Raw genomic sequence first — 12,392 nt, 5'->3', positions numbered from 1 at the left:
ACACACTAATACTATGAAATATGAAAAAACAGCTTTTAATCGCCCTCTTATTGGGTTTGTCAACTACTATCTGTCATTCGCAAGTAAAAATCAACGTACAAGGCGGCACTGGGTTGACCGGCATCACCAAGAATGAAAATTACAATGCTAACTTTGGATATCGTTTCGGAGTAGGTGTTGAGCTACCTATTGACAAGACTTGGTCCATGCAAACAGGGCTACAGTTCCTGAACAGAAGCTACTCTGTTGACGAAGGAATAACAGCCCTTGGCACTAATGAGGAAGGCAAACAAACCTACATGGTATTGGGGATTGATTCTAAAATAAACGGAATCTATTTACAAGTTCCCATCAAAGTTGCCGCATATCTGCCTTTGAATAACAACTGCGGATTTCAATTCAGCGGAGGTCCATACATCGCTTATGGAATTGGCGGAAAAAGCAAAGTGAACTGGATACTTGCCAGCCAGGAAAAAATCGACTCCGACGACCTCACATCTGGTGGAGATAACAGATTGATGGAAGGTAAAACAACGCATAAGACATTCGATAAAAACGATGGACTGAAACGCCTGGACATCGGTTTAAGTCTTGGAGTAGATTTCAAATACAAACAACTTTTTGCCGGTATCGGTGCCGAATACGGTTTTCTTCCCATTGATAAAGAATTTCCTAAAGACATTTTCAAATATTCCATCCAGGAAAACCAGACACTTGTCTCCCCTCGCAACATAGGAATCGAATTTCATGTAGGCTTTTGTTTCAGTGTAGGGAAACGCTAAAAAACAGAATCCCCTTCCATCTCTTTCAGCGAAAGCGAATGGAAGGGGAAACTTATCACAAAAACTGGTTAGGAAACTTTAGAAACGACGTCCGCCACCAAAACCACCGGGACGACCACCAGGTCCGCCGGGACCTCCATGACCACCGAATCCACCTCTACCCTGCATCTTTTCACGGGCAGCCTTGCTACCGAAGATATTCAGACGATAGATGAAGTGTACCATGCAATAACTATTGATACCATTATATTCGGAAACCGAACGGCCATCTGCTGTCAATGAACGGCTAATGTTACTTTGCTGTTTCAAAATGTCATAGAGTTCAAGGCTGATAGTAGCCGCGCCTTTCAGGAAGGTTTGCGAAAGCTGTGCATTCCAGATCAATTCATTACGGTTCATACTGGCATCTGTATAACCACGACGGCTCTGATTAGCAATATTAGTAGTGAAAGTCATGTTCCAGGGAGCCATCAACTGAGTATTGGCACCATAAGAGAACGTGTAAGGTTCCTGATTATTCTCTGGACGCAGTTTACTACGCTCAGCAGTATAAGAGATAGAACCATTCAGGCCGAATTCGAACCAGTCGTTACGGTAAGCACCATTCAAACGCTCACTCAACGTCAACCCTGTTGTCTTATTCTTATCATCCACTTTGGTATCCTGATTATATAAAAATGCCACATTATTCTGGTAATTGACATTGGTGAATGAGTTGATAGTGTACTTCTTATTCTTCAATGCGGTATTGAAACCAAACATACCAAAAGCACTCCAGTTACCATTGATATTCTTCGGTGTAGTAGTACGCGCACCGGTTTGATCATCGTATTCGGTACTGTTACTGATGCTGTTCTGCGTAGCCGAGAAGCTGGCATGAGTCATGATACCCCGCTGGAGTTCTGCATTATACGTATTGTAGAACAAACGCATAGAGTGCGTGAACGAAGGTTTCAAACCCGGATTACCGACACGGATATTCAGCGGATTAGAGTTGTCTACAATCGGCAACAAGTTCTCCATGCTGGGCTGGCCGGTACGCCCACGATAGTTGAAGCGCAACTGACTTACTTTCGAGAAACGGTAACGGAAATCAATATTCGGAGCAAAGTTGAATACCGAACGCGTCGTATCAATCATATAGTCTCCTTTCTTATAAGACAGTTTTGAGTTCTGCGGTTGGAAAGAAACACCGGTACTCAACTGGTACTTCTCACGGATGAAACGCAAGGATACAGAAGCATCATGGTTGTAGTATCTGTACTCGGCATACTTACCTAAACTATCTACCGCATGATTCTGATAGCCCACTGGCAACGGGTCGCCAATTCCCCACTCTGGATTGATCTTGTATAAGTCGAAAGTCGTCTTGTCACTCTCACTGTACTTATACTGGAACTGATAACTGAACTGCAAGAAAGTAGCCCGTGCAATCGGTTCACTATACGTAACCTGTGCACTATAACTATAATTATTCGTCGGCGTAGTGATATACTGGTTACGGATCAACGTAGAGTCCGGGTTCGTAGGAATCTGATAATAACGTGTCATCGACTCCGTATACTGGTTATTGTCATTATCTCCATAACCAAAGCGTCCGCGGAATGTAACATTACGTCCCTTATCATTCAGTTTGCGATTGATCTGCAAAGTAGCATCCGTTGAAACGGTCTTGCTATCGGAAAGTGAACCCGTGTTTGTAGCATTCACACGAATATCCTTCAACGGGTCTTCATTATTTATCACATCAAAATCAAGATAGTCATTCGGGTTAGTAACCAGACTGTAAGGATCCGCATTGAAGGTTCCCGACAAGGAACTGGAAGAATTATCCGTCTTTCCATAAGAGAAGTTCGGACGGAAGATGATATTCGTCATTGAATCCGGCTTCCACTCCAAACGGAAATCAGCATTAAATGTCGAATTCTTGTTCCTGTTGAGAGAGTTTGAATTGGAATATGAATTGCCATTCTGTAAAAAACGCTCGGATGAGTTGACATTGGCAATGTCAGCATCATTGTAGTTGTAACGGGCACTACCGCCTAACTCCAATTTGGCTGTTTCAGTAGCAAAGTTAAGTCCCAGTTCCTTGGGAGCATTCAAACCATTATTACGACGCCAACGCGGGCCACCGCCACCACCGGAAAATCCTTGATTATTCACATTGTTGGCAGAGGCAATAAGAGAAACTTGTGTATTATCCACAAAGCGGTTCAACATCAAACGTCCTGCATAACGATCTTCAGTACCTACGGCAGCATCGGCATTACCGAACCAACCCTGATTCATACCTTTCTTTACAGTCAGGTCGAGCACGGTTTCTTCTTCACCGTCATCAATACCTGTGATACGTGCCAGGTCCGATTTCTTATCATAAGTCTTCAACCGGTCAATCATGTCCACCGGTAAATTCTTCAAACCCGTCTTCACGTCTCCGCCGAAGAATTCCTTTCCGTCTACCATGATCTTCTTCAGGTCCTTACCATTAATTTTCACGTTACCATCGTCATCAATCTCGGCACCGGGAAGTTTCTTTACCAATTCTTCCAGCATGGCTCCTTCGGGGGTACGATAAGCTGACGAATTATACATTAATGTATCTTCACTGACAGTGACTTGTGGAGCTTCTGCGGTAACCACCGCTTCTGCCAGCATCACGGCATCTGTCTTCAGAGCCAGCGTACCTACATTCTTATTGGGGTTTTGAGCCGACAGTTGCAAAGGAAGCATTGTCGGTTGGAAGCCGATATAGGAAACTTTCAATACATACTTCCCAGCCTTTACTTTGGGCAGGGTAAAATATCCCTGTGCTGTAGTGGCGATACCCGCCGCAAATGCACTGTCAGGTAACGAAAGTAACTGTACTGTGGCTTGTACTGCGGGCTCTTTCGTGTCATCCTCGATGACACGCCCCGCTACGGTAATGTTCTTAGTCTGTGAGAAAACGGAAAGTGTGGTTGTCAGCAATAACACTGTTCCGATGATTACTTTTTTCATGCGCCTGTTTTTTATGAAACAAAATGTCTGTTTTTACACTGTTTCATTTGACAAGCTTTCAATGGAAAAGTTTAATGAGGATTAAATAAAATATCCTAATTATCGACGATCTCGCTTAAATAACCGATCAACCGTCGCTTTTTTTATACCAAATTCCAAGCAAAGAATATTCAGTATAAGGAAGATCAAAAAGGAGGAAGTATCCACACTCATGATGTCACCTTTCCATACCCGGTAGAGCATACCGCCAAAGATAAATAACACCGTCAGGAATATGGCATTACGGGTAGCCTTATTGCGTATCTGTTCGGTTTCCTTGCTTTCATTCTTTGTAAAAGCAAACAGAATCATCATCGCGCCCAGCATCATCAGTAGCTTGGAGCACTCTTTATAAAACAAAAGGTTACCATCCGTCATTTTCCCTATCATCAACATCAGGAAAGGGAGAAACAATGCCAATGCTATCACAAAATATCCTAACGGACGGCAATATACCGGTAATAATGCTTTCATTTTTTTATAAATTATAAGTTATGAAGTCTGAAATATCTATCCAAGTGATGTAAGTTTTATGATTTGCAAAGATACTTCTTTCGCAGAGAAATCCTATCTTTAAAGAAGATAAGCTGCATCTCAGCATAACTTTTTCATGTCGGTATGGAAGTTCTGCACTTGATTTGCATTATCTTTGCAGAGCAAAAAAAAGACAAATACATCATGAGTAAACAAGAAGTAATCCTCTGCGAAGAACTGGAAAGCAGCTTAACAACTGCCATTGGGAACTGCCCCCATGACAAGCTCTTTATCCTGACTGACGAGCATACACATCGCCTTTGCTTGCCACAACTCTGCAACATTCCGACATTGAAAGAAGCAACGGAAATCATTATCGGTGCCGAAGATATACACAAAAACCTCGAAACCCTGGCTTCCGTCTGGCAAGCCCTGAGTGAAAAAGGAGCAACGCGCCATTCATTGCTTATCAATCTGGGAGGTGGCATGGTGACCGACCTGGGTGGTTTCGCCGCCTCTACATTTAAGCGGGGCATTGCTTATATCAATATCCCTACTACCCTGCTGGCTATGGTAGATGCTTCCGTAGGAGGCAAGACAGGTATCAACTTCAACGGGCTGAAGAATGAAATCGGCGTCTTCGCCCCTGCCGCCAGCGTACTCCTTGAAACAGAATTTCTGCGCAGCCTCGATGCCCATAACTTCTTCTCCGGTTATGCCGAAATGTTGAAGCACGGACTGATCAGCACTCCGGAACATCTGGCGGAATTATTGGCTTTTGATACGGACAAGATAGATTACGCAGCCCTGAAGTCAATGGTAGGTCGCTCCGTACAAGTAAAAGAAGACATTGTGGAACAAGATCCGCTGGAACACGGCATCCGCAAGGCCCTGAACCTGGGACATACCGTAGGGCATGCTTTCGAAAGCCTTGCCCTTGCCGAGGGACGCCCTGTGCTGCATGGCTATGCCGTTGCCTGGGGAATTGTTTGCGAATTATACCTTTCTTATATAAAAGTAGGTTTTCCGAAAGACAAAATGCGCCAGACCACTCAATTCGTGAAAGAGAACTACGGTGGTTTTGCCTTTAACTGTAAGCAGTACGACCAACTTTATGAACTGATGAAGCACGATAAGAAGAATACCGCCGGTGTCATAAACTTTACGTTATTGAAAAAGGTCGGAGACATTTGTCTGAACCAGACGGCTGATAAAGATACGATATTCGAAATGTTCGATTTCTATAGAGAGTGCATGGGGGTATAACGCCTTCTACTGCATCCCCTCTTCTTGCGGGAATACATTTTGCAGTTCCAACATTAAGATGCCGGCTTTTGCCAGTTAATTGGCAACGTTGTGCCACCGTGCTGGCAAATGTTTGCCACCGCGATGGCACAGTTTTGCCAGCAGGGTGGCAAGATTCAGGCTACATACGAAACTTAAATTAGATAATAGTAAATTAGACGACAAGTATATTTTTCTTCTCATTTTAGACTACCTCTTCATTTTTTATCGTACTTTTGTGGTGTCGAATCATTTTTTATCACGCAGCAGGGAAACCTGCCAAGTAACCGTGGCGGGCATTTTTATGTCCGTTCACGCCACTCCTATATGGCGGTCCCTGCACCCCCATCGGGAGTGTTAATGCACTTCCAACAGCTGCGTGGTAGATGTTCGACAATGGGACAGGCAGGGATTGCTCTTTTAGTTTCTTTACCTCTCCCATAAATCGAATTATTCACCTTTTAAAACTTAATGATTTATGGAAAACAACACTCAGTCGGTAACCGCTCAGGAATTACCCAACACAGCAATGCACCCACGCACACACTTCTCATCAGAGGAAGCCATGAAAACGTACTATTTACAAATGATTGACATTATGAATATAGCGTATGTGGCAGAACCTTCGGAATATATAAGTCTCCAATGCCTGCACCGTAAATTAAAACAATATGTCCATGTCTTACGACTGATAGGCACGCACGAATGGGGGAAAGGTATCGCCGAATTACAAGATGCCAGCGGGATCTATATGTTAAAAAGTACCCTCCCACACAATACTCTCCTACAAGCCAATCGGGAAATAGGCCGGCATTTGCAATTCATTACGCAACTGGCAAGCAACGTAGGTTTTCTGAAACAGCTGGAAGGCATCTTATGTTACCATCTTCAAAACGTAGAAGGATTATTGAAGAAGTTGAAAGAAGATTCGATAACTGCTTTGTAGAATGATAATAGGACGAGGGGTAAAATTGGAATTTTACCCCTCGTCTTATTATTTATAGAAACAAGAATTACTAATTACAAGCAAATGACAGGTTACAGCACTACTTATACTAATTCTAAAATAGAGTAAACTTTATACCATAACAAATTAAGAATAAGAAAGATGTATTATTCAGTCGGATTATAGTGACATAAAAATCAATAGAAATGTTTGCTATTTCAAAATAAAGCACTACTTTTGCATCCGCAATTCGGGATGTAGCTCAGCCCGGTAGAGTACGCGTCTGGGGGGCGTGTGGTCGCAAGTTCGAATCTTGTCATCCCGACTACCGATAAAGCATTGATAATCGCAAGGTTATCGATGCTTTTTGCTTTTTTAAGAGTTTCCACCTAATGGTGTAGTTGACACTGTGGTTGACGCGAAAAGTCAACCGTAATTTTATGAAAGCAACAGTTTCAGTCATTTGTTACAAGCATAAGGTGCTCGCAAATGGAGAATCACCATTAATGGTAAGAATTGCCAAAGATGGAAAACGTACCATGAAGAGTTTAGGCATATCTGTTAATCCTACTTATTGGGATTTTGCCAAGAATCAACCAAAGGGAAATTGTCCTAATCGAAATCTTATTAAACAGGTAATCTTAAAGACGGAAATCAGGAAGGGATAGCGATAAAATGAAAGAAGTTGCGCTGACAAGCGTTCAAACCCTTTCAGGCAATATGTCTTTTAAAGAAGCCAGACTGATTATAGAGTGTAAATTATCAGCAATTATCGCCACCGATGCTGATAACTTCTGCACACAAGAAGCTAAAGATTACATAAATGAAGCCTACAAGAAACCAAGCGATCACCGCAAACTGGTATTCGGAGAAATCACACATGTGTGGATAAAGACCGACTAGCCATACCTGCAAATATACCAGTAGTAAAAATAAATCAAAATATCAGACTATCCTTTTTCGTTTTTACGGACTAATACCTATATTTGCATAAAAACACATTTAATATACTTATGAAGAAACTTATTGCTTACATTGCCCTTAGTTTCGCGGCAATAACCAGCTATGCAACCACTCCCCTCTGGATGCGTGACGTACAGATCTCACCCGACGGGACAGAAATCGTATTTTGTTATAAGGGAGACATCTACAAAGTGCCTGCCAAAGGCGGAACAGCTACACAACTCACTACGCAAGACTCTTACGAATGTACTCCGATATGGTCACCGGATGGCAAACAAGTAGCCTTTGCAAGCGACAGAAACGGAAATTTCGATATTTTCATCATGCCGGCAAATGGGGGAACAGCCCAGCGACTGACTACTCATTCAGCTACTGAACTACCCTCCGCTTTTACCCCGGACGGCAAATATATTTTATTCTCAGCATCTATTCAGGACCCGGCAAGCAGCGCCCTCTTTCCTTCAGCCGCCATGACTGAACTCTACAAAGTTCCTTCAGTCGGCGGACGCACCGAACAAGTACTGGGTACCCCTGCCGAAGCGGTATGTTTCGATAAGTCCGGCAACCGCTTTTTCTATCAAGACCGCAAGGGAGGTGAAAACGAATGGAGAAAGCACCATACTTCTTCCATCACCCGCGATGTATGGATGTACGATGCCAAAACAGGTTCACACACCAACCTTACCCAGCACGCAGGCGAAGACCGCAATCCGATAGTATCACCGGATGGACAAACCGTCTACTTCCTGAGCGAACGTAATGGCGGCTCATTCAATGTATATTCTTTCCCGGTTTCACAACCCCAATCGATAAAAACAATTACCAGCTTTAAAACCCATCCCGTGCGTTTCCTTTCAATGAGTAACAACGGCACCTTGTGCTATGGATACGATGGTGAGATTTACACCCAGCAGGAAGGCTCGAATCCCCGGAAGATAAATGTAGAAATCATTCGTGACGACCAGCCACAAATAGCTTATCTGAAATATCCGGATAGAGCAACCTCCGCCACAGTTTCACCGGACGGCAAACAAATTGCTTTCACTGTACGCGGTGAAGTATTCGTAACATCGGCAGACTATACCACCACCAAACAGATTACACATACGGCAGCAGAGGAAGATGGTCTCTCGTTTGCCCCGGACAACCGGACGCTGGCCTATGCCAGTGAACGCAGTGGTAACTGGCAGATTTATCTGGCTAAAATAGTTCGGGAGGAAGATCCGAATTTTCCGAATGCAACTTTAATAAAAGAAGAGGTATTATTGCCTTCTAGTACCGTAGAACGTTCGCACCCGCAATTCTCACCCGATGGTAAGGAGTTAGCCTTCATTGAAGACCGCAATCGTCTGATGGTACTCAATCTGGAAACCAAGAAAGTACGCCGGATCACCGATGGTTCTACCTGGTACAGCACAAGCGGAGGGTTCGACTATGCTTGGTCTCCGGACAGCAAGTGGTTCACATTGGAATTTATCGGAAACAAGCACGACCCATATTCGGATATAGGTCTAGTCAGCGCACAAGGCAATGGCGAGATTATCAACCTGACCAATAGTGGATACAGCAGCGGTTCACCCAGTTTTGCGCTCGATGGCAATGCCATTCTTTTCACTACCGAACGCTACGGTATGCGTGCACATGCTTCATGGGGTTCGCTGGACGATGCTATGTTGGTATTCCTGAATCAGGATGCATACGACAAATTCAGCCTGAGCAAAGAAGACTACGAACTATACAAAGAAGCAAACTCTGACCGGAAAAAGGTTGCCGCAAAAGACAGTAGTAAGGTAAAGGATGTCGTAGTGGAATTGAAAAACATAGAAGACCGCATCGTACGCTTGACACCAAACTCGTCTAATATGGGAAGTACCCTCATCTCCAAAGACGGAAAAACCCTCTATTATCTGGCCAGTACCGAAAGCGGCCGTAACTTATGGAAAATGGACCTGAACAAGAAAGAGACCAAGTTGCTCCATAAAGTAGATGCCGGCTGGACCTCCCTGGAAATGGATAAAGAAGGGAAGACTCTCTTCATCCTGAACGGTAAGAATATGCAAAAGATGAACATGGCTTCCGATGACTTGAAGCCCATTAAATATCTTGCCCAAGTGAAACTGGATCTGAGCGCCGAACGCGAATACATGTTCGACCATGTATACAAACAACAACAGAAGCGTTTCTATAACACCAACATGCATGGGGTCAACTGGGACGCCATGACAGCTGCTTATCGGAAGTTCCTGCCACACATCGATAATAACTATGACTTCGCCGAACTATTGAGTGAATGGCTGGGCGAGTTGAATGTCTCCCATACCGGAGGCCGTTTCTATCCGGACGGACAAAGCGAACCGACAGCCAGCTTGGGACTACTTTTCGACTGGAATTATCAGGATAAAGGAATGCTCATTGCTGAAGTGATAGAAAAGGGTCCGTTCGACAAAGCCACTACAAAGGTGAAAGCCGGTGTAGTTATTGAAAAGATCGACGGTAAAGAGATCACTCCCGAAGCCGATTATTATGTGCTTCTCAATGACAAGGTAAAAAAGAAAACACTTGTTTCATTGTATGATCCCAAGACGAAAGAACGCTGGGAAGAGGTAGTAATCCCTATCAGAGACAGCGAACTCAGTGCATTACTTTACGAACGTTGGGTTAAGCAACGTGCAGCAGACGTTGAGAAATGGTCGAACGGTAAACTGGGATACGTGCACATCAAATCAATGGGTGATGACAGCTTCCGTTCCATCTACTCGGACATTTTAGGAAAATACAACAATTGTGAAGGTATTGTCATCGACACCCGTTTCAACGGAGGCGGTCGTCTGCATGAAGATATAGAGATACTGTTCAGTGGCAAGAAATACTTCACACAGGTGGTTCGCGGTCGTGAAGCCTGCGATATGCCGAGCCGCCGCTGGAACAAGCCTTCCATCATGCTGACGTGCGAAGCCAATTATTCCAATGCACACGGTACACCGTGGGTATACAGTCATCAGCAACTGGGCAAGCTGGTAGGTATGCCTGTGCCGGGCACTATGACCAGTGTATCATGGGAGCGCCTGCAAGATCCGACACTGGTATTCGGTATTCCTGTGATTGGTTACCGTTTGCCCGATGGCAGTTATCTGGAAAATACGCAGTTGGAACCGGATGTAAAAGTAGCCAATTCGCCCGAAACAATCGTGAGAGGCGAAGATACACAATTGAAAGTAGCAGTAGAAGAATTATTGAAAACTAACAAATAATCTAAATTCATGTTTGCTGACTTACTCAATTCCTCCTATTTCGCCCTCTTCCTCATTGTTGCATTGGGCTTCATGTTGGGGAGAATCAAAATTAAAGGATTATCTCTGGACGTTTCCGCAGTCATTTTCATTGCTCTTCTCTTTGGACACTTCGGTGTAGTCATTCCTAAAGAATTAGGAAACTTCGGATTGGTACTTTTCATCTTTACTATCGGCATTCAGGCTGGTCCCGGTTTCTTCGACTCGTTCCGAAGTAAAGGTAAGACCCTGATCATAATCACCATGCTGATTATTTGCTCGGCTTCTCTGACGGCTATCGGGCTCAAATATCTTTTCGACATCGATACCCCCAGTGTAGTAGGCTTAATAGCCGGAGCACTGACCAGTACACCAGGACTTGCCGTAGCCATCGACAGTACAAATTCTCCGTTGGCATCCATCTCCTACGGTATCGCTTATCCGTTTGGAGTTATCGGTGTAATACTGTTTGTAAAGCTGCTTCCCCGCATTATGCGCATTGATCTGGATAAGGAAGCCCGCCGACTGGAAAAAGAACGTCGCGGACAGTTCCCGGAATTGACTACCTGCATTTATCGCGTCACAAATCCTGCCGTATTCAACCGCAGCTTGATGCAAATCAATGCACGGGCTATGACAGGGGCTGTTATTTCACGCCATAAACATGATGAAGTTATTTCCATCCCTACAGCTCATACGGTGTTACATGAAGACGATTACATACAGGCAGTAGGCAGTGAAGAAGCTCTGAACCAACTTTCGGTCTTAGTCGGAGAACGCGAAGAAGGTGAATTACCTTTGGTAGACACACAGGAAATCGAATCCTTATTACTGACCAAAAAGGATATGATCAATAAACAATTAGGGGATTTGAACCTGATGAAAAACTTCGGATGTACGGTAACACGTATCCGCCGAAGCGGTATTGATCTGTCTCCGTCACCGGATTTAACTCTGAAATTCGGCGATAAACTGATGGTGGTAGGAGAAAAAGAAGGACTTAAAGGATTGGCCCGCTTACTGGGAAACAATGCTAAAAAGCTATCTGATACAGACTTTTTCCCTATTGCAATGGGTATTGTTTTGGGAGTACTGTTCGGCAAACTGAATATTACTTTCCCCGGTGGTTTATCTTTCTCTCCGGGATTGACGGGCGGTATTTTGATTGTGGCTCTGTTCTTAAGTGCAATTGGTAAGACAGGACCTATTCTATGGTCTATGTCTGGACCTGCTAACCAATTATTGCGTCAGTTGGGATTGCTGCTTTTCCTTGCCGAAGTCGGAACCTCGGCTGGCACCAATCTGGTGGCAACTTTCCAGGAAAGTGGCTGGCTGCTATTCGGAGTAGGTGCTGCTATTACGCTGGTACCTATGTTAGTAGCTGTGTTCGTCGGGCTGTTTGTCTTCAAAATCAGTATACTCGACTTACTGGGAACCATCACTGGTGGTATGACCAGTACTCCGGGACTTGCAGCAGCGGATTCTATGACTGACAGTAACATTCCGAGTGTAGCTTATGCTACGGTTTATCCTATTGCAATGGTATTCCTTATACTGTTTATCCAGATTATTGCAACTATGGTCTAAGTCAAATGAAGATATACTCCATTCAGCATAGGTTATAAATTAAATTCCCCT

General features: G+C 44.0%; 10 protein-coding genes, 1 tRNA gene and 1 pseudogene. 8 read left to right on the top strand and 4 right to left on the bottom strand.

Annotated features, from left to right (window positions below; genetic code table 11):
* Positions 1–20: 20 nt before the first annotated feature.
* Positions 21–782, top strand: coding sequence for a porin family protein (locus BWI44_RS16680; RefSeq protein WP_007667153.1), 762 nt, complete (start codon positions 21–23; stop codon positions 780–782).
* Between the two features lie 78 nt (positions 783–860).
* Here BWI44_RS16680 and BWI44_RS16675 read toward each other — a convergent pair whose 3' ends face one another.
* Both BWI44_RS16675 and BWI44_RS16670 read right to left on the bottom strand, forming a co-directional pair.
* A complete protein-coding gene (locus BWI44_RS16675; protein WP_118216957.1) occupies positions 861–3,779 on the bottom strand; it encodes a TonB-dependent receptor in 2,919 nt (972 codons plus the stop codon).
* Positions 3,780–3,878: 99 nt separating this feature from the next.
* Positions 3,879–4,292, bottom strand: coding sequence for a hypothetical protein (locus tag BWI44_RS16670; protein ID WP_007667155.1), 414 nt, complete (start codon positions 4,290–4,292; stop codon positions 3,879–3,881).
* A 204-nt stretch (positions 4,293–4,496) separates the two neighbouring features.
* Between BWI44_RS16670 and aroB the strand changes: the two genes are divergently transcribed.
* Positions 4,497–5,558: a 3-dehydroquinate synthase gene (gene aroB, locus BWI44_RS16665; protein WP_195209784.1), complete on the top strand. Its 1,062-nt coding sequence runs from the start codon at positions 4,497–4,499 to the stop codon at positions 5,556–5,558.
* A 75-nt stretch (positions 5,559–5,633) separates the two neighbouring features.
* On the opposite strand, the gene BWI44_RS16660 is transcribed toward aroB, so the two are convergent.
* On the bottom strand, positions 5,634–5,780 hold the full coding sequence (locus tag BWI44_RS16660) for a hypothetical protein (RefSeq protein ID WP_153877592.1): 147 nt from the start codon (positions 5,778–5,780) through the stop codon (positions 5,634–5,636).
* A gap of 55 nt (positions 5,781–5,835) precedes the next feature.
* Positions 5,836–6,018 (bottom strand): hypothetical protein, encoded by a 183-nt coding sequence (locus BWI44_RS16655; RefSeq protein WP_118223424.1) that lies wholly within the window; start codon positions 6,016–6,018, stop codon positions 5,836–5,838.
* Positions 6,019–6,054: 36 nt separating this feature from the next.
* Here BWI44_RS16655 and BWI44_RS16650 point away from each other — a divergent pair, with 36 nt between their 5' ends.
* The 6 genes and pseudogenes from BWI44_RS16650 (at position 6,055) to BWI44_RS16625 (ending at position 12,341) form a co-directional block, all read left to right on the top strand.
* On the top strand, positions 6,055–6,522 hold the full coding sequence (locus BWI44_RS16650) for a hypothetical protein (protein WP_138293231.1): 468 nt from the start codon (positions 6,055–6,057) through the stop codon (positions 6,520–6,522).
* A gap of 251 nt (positions 6,523–6,773) precedes the next feature.
* Positions 6,774–6,847: transfer RNA gene (locus tag BWI44_RS16645), tRNA-Pro, on the top strand.
* A gap of 115 nt (positions 6,848–6,962) precedes the next feature.
* Positions 6,963–7,175, top strand: a pseudogene (locus BWI44_RS16640) (Arm DNA-binding domain-containing protein); the annotation flags it as partial.
* A gap of 22 nt (positions 7,176–7,197) precedes the next feature.
* Positions 7,198–7,425, top strand: a complete 228-nt coding sequence (locus BWI44_RS16635) for a hypothetical protein (protein ID WP_181996172.1) — start codon at positions 7,198–7,200, stop codon at positions 7,423–7,425.
* A gap of 110 nt (positions 7,426–7,535) precedes the next feature.
* Entirely contained in the window at positions 7,536–10,736 is a 3,201-nt protein-coding gene (locus tag BWI44_RS16630) for a S41 family peptidase (protein WP_195209783.1), read from the top strand.
* Positions 10,737–10,745: 9 nt separating this feature from the next.
* Positions 10,746–12,341 (top strand): aspartate:alanine exchanger family transporter, encoded by a 1,596-nt coding sequence (locus BWI44_RS16625; protein ID WP_007667179.1) that lies wholly within the window; start codon positions 10,746–10,748, stop codon positions 12,339–12,341.
* The last annotated feature ends 51 nt before the right edge of the window (positions 12,342–12,392 follow it).

It is taken from the genome of Bacteroides sp. Phil13 (genome assembly GCF_001940965.1).
Taxonomy (GTDB): Bacteria; Bacteroidota; Bacteroidia; order Bacteroidales; family Bacteroidaceae; genus Bacteroides; species Bacteroides intestinalis.
This window is presented reverse-complemented; position numbering and strand designations above follow the sequence as displayed.